This window comes from Rhizobium oryziradicis (assembly GCF_001939045.1).
Taxonomy (GTDB): Bacteria; Pseudomonadota; Alphaproteobacteria; order Rhizobiales; family Rhizobiaceae; genus Allorhizobium; species Allorhizobium oryziradicis.
The window spans coordinates 687386-706797 of the sequence record NZ_MKIM01000028.1 but is presented as its reverse complement, the minus strand read 5'-3'; the positions used below and the strand labels follow the sequence as shown (position 1 = coordinate 706797).

Here is a 19412-nt window from a genome sequence, read left to right as displayed (position 1 = left end):
ATCGGCAAATGGAAGTGTGAGATGCAAAAATCAGAACAAAAAAGCAACCTTGCAAAATCACGCTGATGCACGGTGGGCGCTATCGTTTTGCGCCAGGTTGCTGGCTTGCTGCAGCCAGTCCATCAACGCATCGGCGGGCATTGGCCGCGCATAATAAAAGCCCTGGGCGACGTCGCAGCCCATCGCCGTCAGTGCTTTCACATCATCGGCTGTCTCGACCCCCTCCACTACAATTTCAACATCCAGCGCACGGCCAAAGCCAACCATGGCCGCCACCAGGGCCTGATTGACACTCGATTCGCTGATGTTGGTTATGATGCTTCGGTCGATTTTCAGGCGGCCGATATTGAGACTGATCAGATAGGCCAGCGACGAATAGCCAATGCCGAAATCATCGAGTGCCAGTTTGTAGCCGCTGGTTTCCATCTGCCGCAGTTGTTCGCCCGCAATGTCAGGATCGAGGATTGCTTCTTCGGTGATTTCAACCTCGATGCGCTGACGGTTGATGCCGTGTGCAGCGGTGACATCGTCCAGCATTTTTGCAACATTGTAGATTGCAAACTCGCGCGGTGATATGTTCAACGCCACGGTGGCGGCTGAGAAATCGCGATCTGGCAATGCCTTGAGCAAAGCGCAGACATTGCGCGCTATCAAGACGGTCAGGGCCTGGCTCAGGTTTGTGGCCTGTGCCGCATTTATGATTTCAGGAGGCGAGATATAGCCGAAGCGCGGGTGAAGCCAGCGAACCAGTGCTTCAAAGCTAACAACCGCTCCACTTTTGAGATCCATCTGTGGCTGGAACCAAGCGGTGATAACCTCGTTTTGAATGGCATCCTTCAGGTCTTGTTCAATCTGACGCTGACGGTCGGTGATTTGCTTGAACTTCGGATCAAACTCGCGCCATTGCTTGCGGCCTGTCTGTTTGGCATGCAACAGGGCTAAGCTGGCCGACGAGAAGATTTCATCGGCCGTTATGCCGCCGGAGGGAAAGAAAACCAGTCCCGCGCTCAGGTTGGGCACAAGGGATGTTCCGTTGATGGTAATGGGTGGTAGATCGCACTCGACCATGGCCTGCACCAGCGCAATGCTTTTTTGGCGCACATCATCGGTGGTGATCAGCACGGCAAATTCATCGCCGCTGATGCGTGCTGTTGTTGCGTCCAAACCGGCCGCATTTTTGAGACGTTGCCCAACAATGGTGAGAAACTGATCGCCGCCGTGATGGCCAAAGGCATCATTGATTCGTTTGAAGCGATCAACATCAAACAGCAAAAGCGCCACCTTTTGCTCGGAGACAGTGGCTGCGGCCAGTGCGCCTGAAATTTTTCCGTTCAGATAAATGCGATTGAACAGGCCTGTTACCGGATCACAATTGGCCAGGATTTCCAGTCGCATATTGTTCTGGCGGATATCTTCATTGGCAATGATCAAGGATTGGGTGGCGTGATCGCGGGTGAATTTTGCGATTTCGCCTTCGACTGCTCGCTGTTCTGCCTTTGCCATCAGATAGAGCAGAAAGCTGGCCAATAAAATCAAATCAAGCGTTGAGATAATCGCGACAACACCACCGTGCTGTAAGAAATTCCAGGCGCAAGCGAGCAAGATCGGCGTGGTAAAACTGAAGGCCGTCTGGCTGGTAAATGACTGCCGCAGCATGGCGGCACCGGCTAACCCAATGAGGATAAGCATCACCGGGGCATCACTGCCAAGCATGTCCAGATGAAAAAAGACATTGGGCAGCAGGCTCCACGATAAGCCTTGAAAAAACGCTGCCACCGACATGATTTTAATCACGTCCTCCGGCTGCCGTGATGCGAGTTGCTTTTTGAGCAGGACCTTGGCAAGCAAAAATCGCAAAACTGAAAAAAATGAAAGCAGGGCCATCCACGCCAGCAGGCGGCCAGCATTGTCATGCAAAGGGATAATCAACTCAGCCGCCGTGAGCATGGTGACGAGATTGACAATCAAAATTGTCTTGGAGGACGCAAGCGTGCCGTTGGCTTGCGTTTGACGCACCGCCTGGGCGAAGTTTGGGTTGTGATTTGACGGTGCAGAAATCAAAATAATCTCGTTCTTAAATACAAATCCATTTGGTTGTATGGCGTCTGATTTAAGTTACCGTTACATAGCGTTGTTAATAACGTTTGAATGAGATTTATAAGGTTGTATATTCGAGATATCTTTTATTGATTAATGGCTTATCGTTCTGGTTTTTCGATATTTTTTGTCATCATTGGTCGCAGTTTTCGCACCCAACAGAGACAGTTGAAACGCGACACCCCAAACAATTGAAGCGCCGCGTTTTCAATTTTTGCAATCGCTGGTCTTTCAACGGCTTGTGTTTTGGGCTGCCTTGACGTGGGCAGGCATCATTTTCAGCAGCGTGTTATCCTTGATGACGAGGTGGTGAAAGAGCGCTGCTGCCGCATGCAGTGTTGAAACAACGATGATGATCCAGGCGATGGCGGAGTGAAGGTCTCCCAGCAGATGGCGGTATTCTTGCGAAACTGGCAAAAGCGGGGGGATTGAGAAGAAATTGAAGAAATCGACAGCGCGGCCTTGCGACCAGCGCCATGAAAACCCAAGGGCAATTTGAACAATCAGGCCGAGATAAAGCCCATAATGGGCGCATTTTGCAGCCACGCCCATCAGACCTTTTTCAGCAGCAGGAATGGATTTGGCGCTCAACATTCGCCAGACGACGCGACAGAGAAAAACGGCTGCAAGGATTATACCGGCTGCATAGTGCACCAATTTCAAATCCGCTCGAAGTGCTCCGCCCTTCTCGGCAAAATCCCAGGCTTCAGCCGAGATGAAAAGTGTCAGGACCAGCACGACTGTTGCCCAATGCAACCAGATCATGCCTTTGTTATATCGTTCGGGATTCTGCGTGTCTGCTTGTCTTGAGGCGACGGAGGTCATGGTGCGGGTTCCATTCTCAAAAATATATCGATGAAATCATTCCTGCCGATCGCGGTGGGGAGGATGACGGCAGGGCAAAGGGCATGAAGCTTTTCAGCCTGACGGGAACCTGAACGATTGCCTGAAGCCATGTGGCTTTCAGCCTGTATTTCATGTCTTGGTAAAGTTTACCAAACTGTAAGGTTTCAGCCATGTTTTTACCGCAATAACGGCAGTTCATAGGGGCGAGCGACAGGTTCGCGGCGGATAGGAGAGGCTTCAGTCGGAAGGCTTTCAAGGAAGTCCTTTGATTGAAGCCTGTTATGCTGATTTTTATTGCATCATTCCTGAAGCCAAAATGGCTTGTAAGCAACATTGCGTGGCAGATTTAAACTCCGACAGCAAGCTGTGTGCGGTTAACAGGACATGCGGCGCTGTCGGTGAACCATGAGTTTAACCTGGAGGTGATTCCGTTGCTTTCTCACTCAACGACAGCCGCTATTCGCTACGGCTATGGTTTGCGGCAAGGTGATCCCGAGCCGCAAGACGCGGATGCGATGATGAAGCAATTGACTGATGCTGCGCAAAAAGCGCCTTTCTTTCCTTTGGAAGGCGTAGAGGCCCGGCGGCAGACTGTTGCAGATTATTTTGCTCTTCGCAAAACAATCGAAGAAAAGAAAAAGGCCGGTTTTGCGGATGGCGAGGTCGACAAGGCGCTGAACAAGGATGTCGCCAACCGCTTCAACGCCGATGTTTCGGCGCGGATTGCGCAAGCCACGCTTTCGCCTTTTGGCTTTCATGAGCGCCTTGCGACCTTCTGGCTCAATCATTTCACCGTGAGCGCCGATAAAAGCACGGAGAACAGGTTGCTGGTGCCCTTGTTTGAGGCGGAGGCCATTCGCCCGCATCTCGGGGGACATTTTGCGACGCTTTTGAAGGAAGTGTCCCTTCACCCGGCCATGATCGTCTTTCTCGATCAGGCCCAGTCCATCGGACCAAATTCCAAAGCAGGCTTGAAACGCAAAGATGGTGGCTCCAACGAAAATTTTGCCCGTGAAGTTATGGAGCTTCACACCCTTGGCGCTGGCACCGGCTATACACAGGCTGATGTGCGGCAGCTCTCATTGCTGTTGACTGGCATTACGTTTGACCGGATCGCCGTTTCCGCGGGCTATGATGTCAACCGAGCCGAGCCGGGCAGTTTCAATGTGCTGGGCAAAACCTACACGCGCAGCGTGGAGCCTTTTCTGAATGCCGTTGCCGTGCTGGAAGATCTGGCCAAAGACGAGCGAACGATGCGCCACGTCAGCCGCCAGCTTTATGCCCATTTCATTGCTGAAACGGTCGATGATAGCGCCATCAATGCCATGGTGGCGGCATGGAAGCAGGGCGATGGCTATTTGCCGGACGTTTACCGCGCGATGCTGCAAAGCCGGGGCGCATGGGATCAGCCGGGGCAGAAGTATAAACTGCCGTTTGATTACGTTGTTTCAACCCTGCGGGCTGTGGGCGTCACCAAGGACGACATCATGGGCGAAGATGCCAAACCGCTCGGGCGGATTGTCATGCCGGTGGTCGATATGGCGCAAAGCAAGAGCAATGAGAGCCCGATGATGCAGCCGCAGATGGCGGATGCGTCCAAAAGCGCTTCGGCAGCCAAGCCGCCGCAGATGGCGGATGCAGCCAAACCGGTGCCTGCACCAAAGCAGCCGCTGGGGCGGCAGGCCGCCAATGTGATTTCGTCTTTAGGGCAGCCGATCTGGCGGCCAAGCGATGCGGCGGGTTTTTCTGATAAGTCCGATCATTGGTTTAGTGCCAGCCAGATGAGCCAGCGCATCCAATGGGTGCGGCGGCTTACAAATCAAGTCGGCGGGGCCACCGAAGACCCGCGCCAGTTTGTGAAGCTTGTTTTGGCCGATTACGCCCGCGATGACACCATTCGCGTTGTGACCCAGGCCCCCAATCGAAAATCTGGATTGATGATGACGCTGGTTTCCCCCGAGTTCAACAGACGGTGAAGAGGATTGCAGGATGGAAATGCCAAACACGCTCTCACGGCGCGGCTTTTTGGGCGCAGCCTGCTGCGCCGCTGCCGCCCCTATCTTCACCCCTTTGGCTTTTGCCGAAATGCCGGGTGATAACCGCTTTATCGCGATTATTTTGCGAGGAGCCATGGACGGGCTGGATCTGGTGCAGCCCTATGGTGATCCGGCCTTGAAACTTGCCAGACCGGATCTGGCGCTGTCTTCTGATCAAGGTTTGATTGATCTGGATGGTTTCTTTGGTCTCAATCCGGTTGCGGCACCGCTTATGCCCTTGTGGAAGGCGGGCGAGTTGGGCTTTGTCCATGCGGTTTCCACGCCCTATCGCAACCAACGCAGCCATTTTGACGGACAGGATATCTTGGAAGCCGGGGGCATGAGTTTGGCATCCAAGGACAGCGGCTGGCTTAACCGTGCGCTGTCGCTTACCAACACGCCGGTGCAGGCCATCGATATTTCCAGCGGCAAGGAGATCATTCTCTCCGGGCCGAACAGAGCAGATGTCTGGTCTCCGCAGGCCGATCTGGCCATGGGCGGAGATGAGCTGGGCTTTCTGGCGCGGCTGTATCAGGATGATCCACAATTTGCCGCCACCTTTAAAGAGGCTATCGGTATCGATGCCTATACGGATTTGCTGTACAAGCAGCAAAAGCGCGGCGGCGGCGTCAAAGACATGGCAAAAATGGCGGCGTCCCTGCTGAATGAGCGCTATCGTATCGCCAGTTTTTCGGTGACGGGATGGGATACGCATGTGCAGCAAAAAGACAATTTTGCCAGTGCTGTCCGCAATCTCGCCGCCGCAATTTTGACCCTGCGGGATGAGCTGGGGCCAGACGCGTGGCGCAAAACGGCCGTTGTGGCCATGACGGAGTTTGGTCGCACGGTGCGGCAAAATGCCAATGCCGGAACCGATCACGGAACGGGCGGGTGTTGCATCATCGCAGGCGGTGCCGTGAGGGGTGGTCGGGTTTATGGCAAATGGCCGGGTTTGAAAGACCAAAACCTGCTTGACAACCGCGACCTTAACCCTACCGGCGATGTGCGTGCCGTGGCGGCTGCCTTGTTGAGCAAGCAGTTTGGTTTGTCAGCGTCGTCGCTGACGGGAACGGTGTTTCCGGGCCTCAGTCTGGACGATCGCCCGCAATATATTTGAAGGGCGCTTGCTGATGGAGGCGCGCTCATGGTAGCTCACGCATAAACGTGATTTGCATTCGGAGATACCATGAGCCGCACCTGTCTTGCCGTTATTCTTGCCGCAGGCGATAGCACACGGATGAAATCCTCGATCTCCAAAGTGCTGCACCCGGTGGCTGGGCGTCCAATGATTGCTCATGTGACGGCCGCGGTTTTGGCAGCGGGCATTGACGATGTGGCGCTGGTGGTGGGCCGCGATGCCGAGAATGTGGCCAAGGCCGCAAGCCTCAAGGGCTTAAGCGTGACACCCTTTTTGCAGACCGAACGTCTTGGTACCGGCCATGCGGTATTGACGGCTAAAGAAGCGATTGCACGCGGCTATGATGAAATTCTCGTTGCCTATGGCGATGTGCCATTGATCACCCCCGAGACGCTGAAATCGGCCCGCGCTGCGATGGCCGAAGGCAATGACGTTGTGGTTATCGGTTTCCACACTGAGAAGCCAACAGGCTATGGTCGGCTTTTGGTTGAAAATGGCGCACTGATTGCCATTCGTGAAGAAAAAGACGCCAGCGATGAAGAGCGCAAGGTGACATGGTGTAACAGCGGCCTGATGGCGATTAATGGAGCCAAGGCGCTTGAGCTGCTCTCCAATATTGGCAATGCCAACGCCAAGGGCGAATATTATCTGACTGATCTGGTTGAAATTGTCCGTGCAAAAGGCGGCAAGGCGGTGGCGATTGATGCGCCTGAGACGGAATTGTCGGGTTGTAACAATCGTGCGGAATTGGCTGCTATTGAAAAGCTCTGGCAGGAGCGTCGCCGCCTTGAGATCATGATCTCTGGTGTTTCGATGATTGCGCCAGAAACCGTGTTTCTCAGCCATGATACGGTGATTGGTCAGGATGCGTTGATTGAGCCAAACGTGGTGTTTGGTCCCGGCGTTACGGTGGAAAGCGGTGCCGTGATTCATGCATTTTCCCATCTTGAAGGTGCGCATGTGGCAAAGGGTGCGACTGTCGGCCCCTATGCACGGCTGCGCCCCGGTGCACATCTGGGCGAAGGCTCCAAGGTTGGCAATTTCTGCGAGGTGAAGAAGGCAGACATTGGGGCTGGTGCCAAGGTCAATCACCTCAGTTATATCGGTGATGCTTTCGTTGGGGTTGGTACCAATATCGGCGCAGGCACCATCACCTGTAATTATGACGGCGTGAACAAGCATGAAACCCGTATTGGGGCCAATGCGTTCATTGGTTCCAACAGCGCGTTGGTCGCTCCCGTGACAATCGGTGATGGTGCCCTGATCGCATCGGGCAGTGTGATCACCGAGGATGTGCCCGCGGACGCGCTGGCTTTTGGCCGTGCCCGCCAGGAGATAAAGCCCGAGCGCGCAAAGACGATTCGCGCGCGCAATCTCGCCATCAAGGCAATGAAAAAATCCAAGTCATAAAGGCCGATATTTTCGTAACGCAGCGAAACCCAAAGTGACTGCCGCGTTGATTGCCAATTCCAGCAAAACCATTAGGAAAGATCTCGCAGCGCTAGAGTTTGTCAGGGAAAAGTGGAAACCGGTTTTCCCGAAAAGACAAACGAGAACAGAAGACTCTCGTCTTTCGGGATTCGAAAGCCCTGTTGTTTTGCGAGAAGGAGACGTGCATGTGCGGAATCGTTGGAATTGTCGGTTGCCAGCCTGTGGCAGAGCGCCTTGTGGATGCGCTAAAGCGGCTTGAATACCGGGGATATGATTCTGCGGGCGTTGCCACGCTGGACCACGGCGTGATGGATCGCCGCCGGGCAGAAGGCAAGCTTTTCAATCTTGAGAAAAAGCTATCTGAAGAGCCGCTTCCCGGCAATATCGGCATTGCCCATACCCGTTGGGCCACACACGGCGTGCCCAATGAAACCAATGCCCATCCGCATTTTGTCGATGGCGTGGCCGTTGTACACAATGGCATCATCGAGAATTTCTCTGAACTTCGTGATGAATTGTTGGCGGAAGGCGCGGTTTTCACCAGCCAGACGGATACCGAAGTTGTGGCGCATCTTGCCGCAAAATACCGCAAAAGCGCGCTCGATTCCAAGGCCGCCATGCTGGCCACTCTGAACCGCATTACCGGAGCCTATGCGCTGGTGGTGATGTTTGCCGATGATCCAAACACCATTTTTGCCGCCCGCTTTGGGCCGCCGTTGGCGATTGGCTATGGTCGTGGTGAAATGTTCTTAGGCTCTGATGCGATTGCGCTTTCGCCTTTCACCAACGAAATCAGCTATCTCGTGGATGGCGATTTTGCCGTTGTGAAAACCGATGGTGCACAGGTCTTTGATTACAGCGGCAACCCGGTCAGCCGTGCGCGTCAGATTTCGCAAGCCAGCGCCTATGTGGTCGATAAAGGCAATCACCGGCATTTCATGGAAAAGGAAATCTATGAACAGCCGGAAGTGATCTCGCACGCGCTGTCGCATTATGTTGATTTCGCGGACCATACGGTGAAACCGGCGGATGCCGCCATTGATTTCAAAAACCTGCGTGGACTAGCAATTTCCGCCTGCGGCACCGCCTATCTTGCAGGCTTGGTCGGGAAATACTGGTTTGAGCGCTATGCGCGCTTGCCAGTCGAAATTGATGTGGCGTCAGAGTTCCGCTACCGCGAGATGCCGCTGTCGCCGGATCAGGCGGCATTGTTTATCTCCCAATCGGGCGAGACCGCCGATACGCTGGCATCCTTGCGCTATTGCAAGGATTCTGGCCTGAAAATTGGTGCCATCGTTAATGTCAAGGAATCCACCATTGCCCGCGAAGCCGATGCGGTGTTTCCGATTTTGGCTGGGCCGGAAATCGGTGTTGCCTCCACCAAGGCCTTTACCTGCCAGCTGGCGGTGATGGCGTCACTTGCCATTGCGGCGGGCAAGGCACGCGGATTGATCACCCCTGCGGATGAAAACGAACTTGTGCGCCATCTTGCTGAAATGCCGCGCATTATGAGCAAGGTTTTGAACCTCATTCAGCCGCAGATGGAGAGCCTGTCTCGGGAACTGTCACGGTTCAAGGATGTGCTCTATCTTGGGCGCGGCACCAGCTATCCGCTGGCGCTTGAGGGGGCGCTGAAGCTGAAGGAAATCTCCTATATTCATGCCGAAGGCTATGCGGCTGGCGAGTTGAAGCATGGGCCGATTGCGCTGATTGATGAAAACATGCCGGTGATTGTCATCGCGCCGCATGACCGTTTCTTTGATAAAACGGTGTCCAACATGCAGGAAGTGGCAGCACGCGGCGGCAAGATCATTTTCATCACCGATGAAAAGGGCGCTGCAAGTTCCAAGCTTGAAACCATGGCGACAATTGTTCTGCCCAATGTGGCTGAGATTATTGCGCCTATGGTGTTCTCGCTGCCCATTCAGCTTTTGGCCTACCACACGGCGGTGTTTATGGGTACGGATGTTGATCAGCCGCGCAATCTGGCAAAATCGGTGACGGTGGAATGATGGTTCGACCGGAAAAGGCGGGCGACGAGGCAGCAATTGCTGCCATTACCATCGCTGCCTTTGCCGGGAAGAGCTATAGCAACCAAACCGAACACCTGATTGTAGATCGGCTAAGGCGCGCAGGCGCTCTGCACATTTCTCTGGTCGCGATGGATAGCGAAGAGATTATCGGGCATATCGCGTTTTCGCAGGTTACCCTCTCCAATGGCGATGAGGGGTGGTTTGGGCTTGGGCCTTTATCTGTTGCGCCGTCATGGCAGCGGCAGGGTTTTGGGCGTGCATTGGTCAAGGCCGGGCTTGAAAAGCTCACAGAACAAGAGGCCAAAGGGTGTTGCCTGCTGGGATCGCCCGATTATTACGGTGCTTTCGGCTTTGTGAACACACCAGACCTTGTTTTGCCGGAGGTTCCGCCGCAGTATTTTCAAGTCTTGGCTTTGTCGGGGGCGATTCCATGTGCAACTGTTGCCTTCCATGCTGGATTCTATGGCGAATAATCAACTGAAACGGACCTTATGACCGAAAAACCTGAGATAATTTCCTTTGCCGCCCGCTTGCGGACAAATTTTCTCACGGGCATGATTATTTGTGCGCCGCTTGCCATCACCATCTGGCTGACATTTGCCTTCATTGATTGGGCAGATAGCTGGGTGACGCCTTATATTCCTGAGCGTTACAATCCGGCCTATTATTTTAACATCACCATCCCCGGAATGGGCCTGCTGATCGCGGTCATCTGCATTACGATCATCGGCTTTCTCGGCCGCAATCTGGTTGGCCGGTCGGTTGTCAATTTTGGTGAATCGCTTCTCAACCGCATGCCGCTGGTGCGCACATTGCACAAAAGTCTGAAGCAGATTTTTGAGACAGCACTGAAGGAAAAATCCAACTCCTATAAGACCGTCGGGCTGATTGAATTTCCAAGTCCCGGCATGTGGGCGTTGGTGTTTGTGGCAACCGAAGCCACGGGCGAAATTGCGGCCAAGCTGAATGCCAATGGCGAAGAGATGGTTGCGGTGTTTATGCCGCCCACCCCGGTGCCGACGGCGGGTTTTTTGATGTTTGTGCCCAAAAGCAAGCTCAAGATTTTGGATATGACGCCGGAAGAGGGCGCGAAACTTCTCATATCTGGCGGTTTGGTCATGCCCGATTGGAAAGCAGTTGATAGTGCGATGACGGTGACTGGATCCAATTCTAAAGTAACGAATAAAAAGGCCAGTTGATCTTTCTCGTTTTTGTCACGCCTCTGTCATTTATACAGCATAATTGCAGGGAAGGGGTGCGACAATTGGTGAATCTTTGCTGGTTTCAGCGTGTCGGTTCAGCGTATCCCACACTATTCCTGGAGGTTTGGGATGAATTTGCTTTCCTGTAAATCGGCGTTTCTTGCCGCTGGCGTTGTTTTTTGCTTGAGTTCGGGTGCATTGGCCGAGAGCTCGGCGACAGTGGCTGGCGTGACACTTGTTAATCACGGTCTGGTTGCCGTCGGTCGTATTCCAGCCAGTCAGAAAGATCGGTTTGGAGACACATTCGGTTCTGGTTCCGGCATGGCAATGGATCTGTCGAGCTGGAGAAAGGACGGTACAGGTTATTCAGGCTCGCTGTTTTTGCTGCCAGACCGCGGATATAATGTTGAAGGCACAACCGATTACAACGATCGCATCAACCGGATTGATTTTCACCTGACACCAGCGGCACCGGCTGAGACCCTGCCACAGGCAGAACAGCAAACGGGGTTCGAGGCAAAACTCGCCGATACGATTATTCTGTCGGATAATCAGGGCAAACCAACCACCGGCCTCGATCCTGAAAGCGGCGTGCGTGCTGCGAGTGGCAATATGCCTGTCTTGCCAGAAGCAAAAAATGGAAAAGTGGCGCTGGACCCCGAAGCGGTTGTGCGCCTCAAAGACGGCTCCATGTTGATCAGCGACGAATACGGTCCTTACATCTACCATTTCGGCACCGACGGCAAAATGATCTCAGCGACCCAACCGCCAAAGGCTTTTTTGCCGATGCGCAAGGGAGAGATCAATTTCTCGTCTGACAACGTCGGTGAGGGTGGCAAGAAGCCCGATCCGAAAGACCCGGATACGGGCCGCCAGAACAATCAGGGTCTTGAGGGAATGTCGCTCACGCCCGATGGCAAATATTTGATTGCCGTCTTGCAATCGGCAACCCGCCAGGATGGCGGCGACAAGAAAACCACCCGCATGAATACCCGCGCCTTGATCTATGATGCTGCGAACGTGGATAATCTCAGGCTGGTGCATGAATATGTTGTGCCGTTGCCCACATTTGATGACAAGGGTAAGGTCGCCGTTGCGGCCCAAAGCGAAATTCTGGCGCTGTCCGACAAGACATTTCTGATGCTGGCGCGTGACAGCAACAATGGCCAGGGCCTGAAGGGCGACACGTCCGTCTATCGCAAGATTGATGTGGTGGATCTATCGAGTGCCACCGATATTGCCAATACCGAGTTTGACGGCTTCAAACCTGTGGCCCCCAAGGGTGTGGTTGATGCATCGGTGAAGGTGGCAACAGTGACCCCGTTCATCGACCTCAATGATGCCAAGGATCTCGCCCGTTTTGGCCTGCACAATGGTGCACCGAACGACAAGAACAATCTCTCGGAAAAGTGGGAAGCAATTTCAATTGCACCCGTGCTCGATCCCGCCGCTCCCGATGATTTCTTCATGTTTGTTGCCAATGACAACGACTTCCTGACGCAGAATGGCTATCAGGTGGGTGCCGCCTACAAGGCGGCTGACGGTGCTGAGGTTGACACCATGTTCCAAGTCTTTCGCGTGACGCTTCCGGGTGTGGCGAAGAAATAAACGTGAGAAAGCCGGGTAGGGCGATGCTTTACCCGGCTCGCAAAAACCGCACAGCCTCATCGCGACGCAGCAGATAGAGCAAGGTGCGCACTGCTTCGCCGCGCTGCGATGTCAAATCCGGGTCGCGGTCCAGCAGATAGGCGGCGTCTTTGCGGGCTATTTCCAGCAAATCCGCGTGAAATTCGAGACTGGCGATGCGAAAGCCCGGAGTGCCAGACTGGCGGGTGCCGAGCAATTCGCCTTCGCCGCGCAGTTTCAAATCTTCCTCGGCAATCAGAAAGCCATCTTCGCTATCACGCAAGATCGAGAGCCGCGCTTTGCCATTTTCGCTCAATGGGCCTTTGTAAAGCAGGATGCAGGATGACGCTTCCGCGCCACGGCCAACCCGGCCACGCAGCTGGTGCAATTGCGCAAGGCCAAAACGTTCTGCGTGTTCAATTACCATAATGGTGGCGTCCGGCACATCAACGCCCACTTCCACCACGGTAGTGGCCACCAGCAGGCGGGTTTCGCCGTTCTTAAAGGCCAGCATGGCGGCGTCTTTTTCAGCGCCTGTCATGCGGCCATGCACGAGACCGACGGGTGCTTTGATGGAGCGTGCCAGCGTGTCGTGGCGCTCTTCTGCCGACATCAGCTCAGACTCTTCCGATTCTTCCACCAATGGACAAATCCAGTAGGCCTTCTTGCCCTCGGCAATAGCGCTTTTCAAGCGGCCAACAACATCGCCAATGCGCTCCGTGGGCACAGTTACGGTTTGGATCGGTTTTCGGCCTGCTGGTTTTTCAGTCAGCTTTGAAACGTCCATATCGCCAAAGGCAGCCAGCACCAGCGTGCGCGGAATGGGCGTTGCTGTCATCACCAGCATGTGGGGGGAAATGCCTTTGGATGTTAGCCGCAGACGTTGATGCACACCAAAACGATGCTGCTCATCCACCACGGCCAACAGCAGGTTTTTATAGATGACTGTGTCTTGAAACAGCGCGTGGGTGCCGATGATGATTTGCGCATCGCCCGATGCAATGCGCTCGACAATGGCCTCGCGCTCCCTGCCCTTGGTGCGGCCGGTCAGGACATCAACCGAGATACCGGCGCTGGCCACCATTTTTGAAATTGTCGCGTGGTGCTGGCGCGCCAGAATTTCAGTCGGGGCCATCAGCACCGCTTGCCCACCGTTTTCCACAACGGCAGCGATTGCCAAAAGTGCCACCAGTGTTTTGCCAGCGCCTACGTCGCCTTGCACAAGGCGCAACATGCGCTCATCGCTTTGCATGTCTTTCAGGATGTCGGCAACCGCCTGTTCTTGGCTGTTGGTGGGGATAAAGGGCAGGGAGGCCAGAATTTTGCTGCTCAAAACGCCGGTTGGTTTTACTGGCGTGCCTTCCACTTTGCGAAGGCGTTGGCGCACCAGTGCCAGCGACACTTGTCCGGCCAGAAACTCATCATAGGCCAGACGTCTGCGGGCGGGGGCTTGTGGGTCAACGTCCTTTTCATCGCGCGGGCTGTGCAGCCGCTCAAAGCTGGCTTTGGCGGTTTCAAAGCCTTGTTTGACCACCAGAGCGGGGTCAATCCATTCTGGCAGGTCGGGTACCCGTTCTACCGCGTGGTCAATGGCCTTGCGCAATACTTTGGGCGAAAGGCCAGCCGTGAGTGGATAAACCGGCTCCACCAACGGCATATTGGCGGCCTCACTGGCTTTTACCATGAAATCCGGGTGGACCATGGAAGGGCGACCATTAAACCAATCAATCTTGCCAGAAACGGTGATGATTTCATCCACTGGTAGGGCCTTTTCCAGCCAATTGCCCTTGGCTCGAAAGAAAGTCAGCGCCAACTCGCCAGTGTCATCGTGCAAAAATACCCGGTAGGGCGCTGCTTTATTCTCGCGCGGTGGCGGGGTGTGTCGGTCCACCCGGCCGGTCACGGTGACAATGGCCCCTTGCTGGGCGCGTGCAATGCCGGGTTGGTTGCGTCGATCAATTAGCCGGTGCGGGGCCAGATACAGCAGATCCACCACGCGGGCGTCATCGGCATCGTCGGCTCCCACAAGGGTTGCCAGCAATTGCGCAAGCTTCGGCCCAACGCCGGAAAGCGTGGAAACGGATGCAAACAAGGGATCAAGAATGGTTGGGCGCATGATGGATGAAAATGGAGCGACTTGGAGCGCAATGCAAGGCTGACAAGTTGGATTGCAGAGGTTATAGAGACGCATCAACAGGAAGGTATGCCCAATGACTGGTTTGGTTCGCAGCAGCTCTGATCTTGATCCGCGCCGTAGACGCATTTTGTTTCGTTGTTGGCATCGCGGTATCCGCGAAATGGATCTGGTGTTGGGGCAGTTTGCCGAGGCCGAGATTGCCACGCTCAACGATGCCGATCTGGATGAGCTGGAACGGATCATGGAAGAAGAAGACAATGATCTGGTGAAATGGGTCACCGGCGCTCAAGAGACGCCAGACCATATCAAAGGCCCGCTCTTTACCCGTATTGCTGCCATCCGTCCGGATTTCTCGCCTGTGCACGATTATTCGACAGTGGTTGATCAATGATCTCTTTGTTTGATGCGAAAAAGGCGGCAGCCGCCAAGGCTGCTGTCACGCTTTCGCCCGTGCCGGATGGCATGGATGCGTTTTTGGTGGCGGAACTGGCCAGACAGGGCAGGCCGGTGGCATATCTGTTGTCCGATTCCAGCCGTATGGCTGATATTGAGCAAATGCTGGGCTTTTGCGCGCCGGAAATTCCGGTGCTGTCGCTGCCCGCCTGGGACTGTTTGCCCTATGACCGCGTATCGCCCAGCGCGGATATTTCTGCCAAGCGTCTTTCTGCCCTCACCGGCTTGATAGCGCATGCCAAAAAGCCGCATCCGGCCATTGTGCTGGTGACCGCCAATGCCATGCTGCAAAAAATGGTGCCGTCAGAGGTTATTGATAGTCTGGCCTTTTCGGCCCGCCCCGGCAATCAGGTGCGGATGGATGATATAGCCGCCCGCCTTGAGCGCAACGGCTTTGATCGCGTCGCCACCGTGCGCGAAGTGGGTGAATATGCCGTGCGCGGCGGTATTCTCGATGTGTTCTTGCCGGGTGCTGAAGAGCCGGTGCGGCTGGATTTCTTTGGCGATACGCTGGAAACGATCCGCAGCTTTGATCCCGCCAGCCAGCGCACCATTGCGCAGGTGCGGGAGCTGAGCTTGAACCCGATGAGCGAAGTGACGCTGACGCCAGAGAGCATTGGCCGTTTTCGCAAAAACTATCTCTCATTGTTTGGCGCATCCACCCGCGACGACGCGCTTTATACGGCTGTATCCGAAGGCCGTCGCTATGCGGGCATGGAACATTGGTTGCCGCTGTTTCATGAGAAGATGGAAACCGTCTTTGATTACCTGAAAGACTTCCTGCTGGTGACCGACCACACGGTTCGCGAATCGGCAGAAGAGCGCGCCAAACTGATCCGCGATTATTACGAAGCCCGTCTGGAATCGGCCACGCCCGGCAAAGGCCATCTGAGGCAGGGCGCGCCTTACAAGCCTATTCCGCCCGAGTATCTCTATCTTGGCGCTGCGGATTTTTCCAAGTCGCTGGATGCGCTCAATCCGGTTCGCCTGACGCCGTTTGCGGAAATTGGCACGGCAAGCCGCAAGATTATTGATATTTCCGCCCATTCCGGTCCGCGTTGGGCCAAGGCCGTGTCGGCGGAGAAGCAAGAAGAGGGTGAGCGCGCCAACGTCTTTACCCAGGCCGTCAAATATATCGCCGACAAGCGCGCCGCAGGCTCCAAGGTGCTGATTACCGGTTGGTCTGAAGGCTCGCTGGATCGGCTGTTGCAGGTGCTCAATGAGCATGGGCTGGAGCGGCTCAAAAACATATCGAAGCTGGATGATCTGGAGACACTCAAGAAGGGTGAGGCGGCAGCGGCTGTTCTTAGCCTTGAAGGCGGGTTTGAAGCCAGCGATCTGGTGGTGGTTGGCGAGCAGGATATTCTCGGCGACCGCATGGTGCGCCGCTCCAAGCGTCGCAAGCGGGCCGCTGATTTCATCTCGGAAGTGGCGGGCCTTGATGAGGGCTCGATCGTTGTCCATGCCGAGCATGGCATTGGTCGCTTCGTTGGCCTTCGCACCATTCAGGCCGCGGGCGGCCAGCATGCCTGCCTTGAGCTGCAATATGCCGATGAGGCCAAGCTGTTCTTGCCTGTCGAAAATATCGATCTGCTGTCGCGCTATGGCTCGGAAGGCAGCGAAGCGCAGCTTGATAAGCTGGGCGGTGGCGCATGGCAAATGCGCAAGGCCAAGCTGAAGAAGCAATTGCTGGATATGGCCGGTGGGTTGATCCGCATTGCGGCGGAACGCATGATGCGCTCGGCCCCGGTGCTGTCCACCACAGAAGGTTTCTACGACGAGTTTGCCGCTCGTTTTCCTTATGATGAAACCGAGGACCAGATGAGCGCGATCGAGGCCGTGCGCGGTGATCTCGGCGCTGGCCGCCCGATGGACCGTTTGGTGTGCGGCGACGTCGGCTTTGGCAAGACCGAAGTGGCGCTCCGTGCCGCCTTCATTGCCGCCATGAACGGCATTCAGGTGGCCGTAGTAGTGCCAACCACGCTGTTGGCCCGCCAGCATTTCAAGACGTTTACCGAGCGCTTCCGCGATCTGCCCATTCGCATTCAGCAGGCCTCGCGGCTTGTGGGCACCAAAGAGCTGAATTTGGTGAAGAAGGAAGTGGCAGACGGCAAGACCGATATTGTCGTTGGCACCCATGCTCTGCTTGGCGCGGGTATTAAATTCGCCAATCTTGGTCTGTTGATCATCGACGAAGAGCAGCATTTTGGCGTCAAGCATAAGGAGCGCTTGAAAGAGCTGAAATCCGACGTGCATGTGCTCACACTTTCGGCCACCCCTATTCCGCGCACCTTGCAACTGGCCATGACCGGCGTGCGTGAGCTGTCGCTGATCACCACGCCGCCGGTGGACCGCATGGCGGTGCGCACCTTTATTTCACCGTTTGATGGTCTGGTGATCCGCGAAACCTTGATGCGTGAGCATTATCGTGGTGGCCAGAGTTTTTACGTCTGCCCTCGACTGGCTGATCTGGCCGACATTAAAGCGTTCCTGGACTCAGACGTGCCGGAATTGCGCGTGGCGATCGCCCATGGGCAAATGGCTGCTGGCGAGCTGGAAGACATTATGAATGCCTTCTATGAAGGGCGTTACGATGTGTTGCTGTCCACCACCATCGTCGAATCCGGCCTTGATGTACCAACCGCCAACACATTGATTGTGCATCGTGCCGATATGTTTGGCCTCGCGCAGCTCTACCAGATCCGTGGCCGCGTGGGGCGCTCCAAAGTGCGCGCCTTCGCGCTGTTGACACTGCCGGTCAACAAGGTGCTGACGGCCAGTGCCGAGCGGCGGCTCAAAGTGCTGCAATCGCTGGATACATTGGGCGCTGGCTTCCAGCTGGCCAGCCACGATCTCGATATTCGCGGTGCGGGTAATTTGTTGGGCGAGGAGCAATCCGGCCATATCAAGGAAGTTGGCTTCGAGCTGTACCAGCAGATGCTGGAAGAGGCTGTGGCCGAAGTGAAGGGTGAAGATCAGGTTGTGGATAGCGGCTGGTCGCCGCAGATTCAGGTTGGTACCTCGGTGATGATCCCGGACAATTATGTACCTGATCTGCATTTGCGCCTTGGCCTTTATCGCCGCCTTGGTGAATTGACCGAGCTGAGTGAGATTGACGGTTTTGGCGCTGAAATGATCGACCGCTTCGGGCCGCTCCCTATCGAAGTGCAAAACCTGCTCAAGATTGTGTATATCAAGGCGCTGTGCCGCAAGGCCAATGTTGAAAAGCTCGATGCCGGTCCAAAGGGCGTTGTCGTGCAGTTCCGCAACAAGGAATTCCCCAATCCGGCGGCCTTGGTGGGCTTTATTGCCAAGCAAGGCACCATGGCCAAGATCAGGCCGGATCACAGCGTTTTCCTGACGCGCGATTTGCCAACCCCGGAAAAGCGCTTGGCCGGTGCCGCTAAAATCATGGTGCAGCTTGCCGAGATGGTAAACCAGAAGTGACAACAAACTTAAAGTGACATGGCGTTTGCCCACGTCCTGGATGTCGATCCTAAGTCCCTTTTTTCGAGGGGTGAAGCAGGGTCGACATCTGTTCGTCATGATCTCGTGATGGTGTGATACACATTCTGTATTTTGCAGAATGCTAAATATTTTCAGGAGGTTATATGCGGAATCTATTTTTAACCGTGGTGGTTGTCTCAACGATGGCGTCTTCTGGCAGCTTTGCAGCACAATCGGCATCATGGCCGGATACGCCGATTGCGCGGGTGTCGGCGCTTGCCGTGCTGCAGTCGCTCAATGCTGATCTGCTCAGTCACGACAGCGCCACGCTGACGCTTGATCGCTGGTGCAGTGATCATAAGCTCGCCGATCACGCCAAAATTGTTGCAGAGCCTGTGAAGGGCGTCGATAAGCCAGCAACCACAGAGATCCGTGCAGCCTTGAAGGTCAGCGAGACGGAAAAAGTCGGCTATCGCCGCGTGCGCCTGATGTGTGGTGAACGTGTGTTGTCTGATGCCGATAACTGGTATGTGCCATCGCGTCTGACTGCCGATATGAACAAGGCACTGGAAACCACCGACGCTGCATTTGGCCGTGTGGTCAAACCGTTGAACTTTCAGCGTCACACGCTCTCGGCAAAATTGCTATGGCAACCTCTGCCTGAAGGCTGGGATATGGGCGCAGCGATTCCTGCCGCCACCGATAAGACACTTGAACTGCCCAACCATGTTATCGAGCATAAAGCTCTTTTGAGCCTGCCAGACGGCGCGCCTATCAGCATGGTGGTCGAAAGTTATACCCGTCATGTGCTGGATTTTACGCCACCCGCATTGAAGTGAACTCCATCATCAATGGTGAAGCGCGGCGTGACACGTGCCTAAAATGCGACGCGTTTGACTGGGGCCTCAGAGCCGCGCTTTACAGCTTTGGTCCGAAAATTGGAAACCGGTTTTCGGACTACTGTAT

The 19412-nt window shown here is 55.0% G+C and carries 13 protein-coding genes; 10 read left to right on the top strand and 3 right to left on the bottom strand.

The features are described from left to right. Positions 1 to 57: 57 nt before the first annotated feature. Positions 58 to 2061, bottom strand: coding sequence for a putative bifunctional diguanylate cyclase/phosphodiesterase (locus tag BJF95_RS18800; protein WP_083638906.1), 2004 nt, complete (start codon positions 2059 to 2061; stop codon positions 58 to 60). A gap of 267 nt (positions 2062 to 2328) precedes the next feature. Continuing rightward, positions 2329 to 2922, bottom strand: coding sequence for a cytochrome b (locus tag BJF95_RS18795; protein WP_075640932.1), 594 nt, complete (start codon positions 2920 to 2922; stop codon positions 2329 to 2331). A 452-nt stretch (positions 2923 to 3374) separates the two neighbouring features. On the opposite strand from BJF95_RS18795, the gene BJF95_RS18785 reads away from it, so the two are divergent. The 7 genes from BJF95_RS18785 to BJF95_RS18755 all read left to right on the top strand — a co-directional run bounded on the left by BJF95_RS18785 (position 3375) and on the right by BJF95_RS18755 (position 12391). Then, positions 3375 to 4919: a DUF1800 domain-containing protein gene (locus BJF95_RS18785; protein WP_075641153.1), complete on the top strand. Its 1545-nt coding sequence runs from the start codon at positions 3375 to 3377 to the stop codon at positions 4917 to 4919. Between the two features lie 13 nt (positions 4920 to 4932). After that, on the top strand, positions 4933 to 6096 hold the full coding sequence (locus BJF95_RS18780; RefSeq protein ID WP_075640930.1) for a DUF1501 domain-containing protein: 1164 nt from the start codon (positions 4933 to 4935) through the stop codon (positions 6094 to 6096). Positions 6097 to 6165: 69 nt separating this feature from the next. Continuing rightward, complete coding sequence (gene glmU / locus BJF95_RS18775) at positions 6166 to 7527, top strand: bifunctional UDP-N-acetylglucosamine diphosphorylase/glucosamine-1-phosphate N-acetyltransferase GlmU (protein WP_075640929.1); 1362 nt, start codon at positions 6166 to 6168, stop codon at positions 7525 to 7527. A 206-nt stretch (positions 7528 to 7733) separates the two neighbouring features. Next, positions 7734 to 9560 (top strand): glutamine--fructose-6-phosphate transaminase (isomerizing), encoded by a 1827-nt coding sequence (gene glmS, locus BJF95_RS18770; RefSeq protein WP_075640928.1) that lies wholly within the window; start codon positions 7734 to 7736, stop codon positions 9558 to 9560. Further along, complete coding sequence (locus BJF95_RS18765) at positions 9557 to 10054, top strand: GNAT family N-acetyltransferase (protein WP_075640927.1); 498 nt, start codon at positions 9557 to 9559, stop codon at positions 10052 to 10054. The genes glmS and BJF95_RS18765 overlap by 4 nt, the downstream gene beginning before the upstream one ends. Before the next feature lie 18 nt (positions 10055 to 10072). Continuing rightward, positions 10073 to 10780 (top strand): DUF502 domain-containing protein, encoded by a 708-nt coding sequence (locus tag BJF95_RS18760; RefSeq protein ID WP_075640926.1) that lies wholly within the window; start codon positions 10073 to 10075, stop codon positions 10778 to 10780. Between the two features lie 132 nt (positions 10781 to 10912). Further along, positions 10913 to 12391 carry an esterase-like activity of phytase family protein gene (locus tag BJF95_RS18755; RefSeq protein WP_075640925.1) on the top strand — a complete coding sequence of 493 codons (1479 nt, stop codon included), beginning with the start codon at positions 10913 to 10915 and terminating at the stop codon, positions 12389 to 12391. A 28-nt stretch (positions 12392 to 12419) separates the two neighbouring features. On the opposite strand, the gene recG is transcribed toward BJF95_RS18755, so the two are convergent. Further along, complete coding sequence (recG, locus tag BJF95_RS18750) at positions 12420 to 14525, bottom strand: ATP-dependent DNA helicase RecG (protein ID WP_075640924.1); 2106 nt, start codon at positions 14523 to 14525, stop codon at positions 12420 to 12422. A gap of 94 nt (positions 14526 to 14619) precedes the next feature. On the opposite strand from recG, the gene BJF95_RS18745 reads away from it, so the two are divergent. The 3 genes from BJF95_RS18745 to BJF95_RS18735 all read left to right on the top strand — a co-directional run bounded on the left by BJF95_RS18745 (position 14620) and on the right by BJF95_RS18735 (position 19285). Further along, positions 14620 to 14937, top strand: coding sequence for an FAD assembly factor SdhE (locus BJF95_RS18745; RefSeq protein ID WP_075640923.1), 318 nt, complete (start codon positions 14620 to 14622; stop codon positions 14935 to 14937). After that, positions 14934 to 18446: a transcription-repair coupling factor gene (gene mfd, locus BJF95_RS18740; RefSeq protein ID WP_075640922.1), complete on the top strand. Its 3513-nt coding sequence runs from the start codon at positions 14934 to 14936 to the stop codon at positions 18444 to 18446. Before BJF95_RS18745 ends, mfd begins: the two co-directional genes overlap by 4 nt. Positions 18447 to 18610: 164 nt before the next feature. Beyond that, complete coding sequence (locus tag BJF95_RS18735; RefSeq protein WP_075640921.1) at positions 18611 to 19285, top strand: hypothetical protein; 675 nt, start codon at positions 18611 to 18613, stop codon at positions 19283 to 19285. Positions 19286 to 19412: the final 127 nt, after the last annotated feature.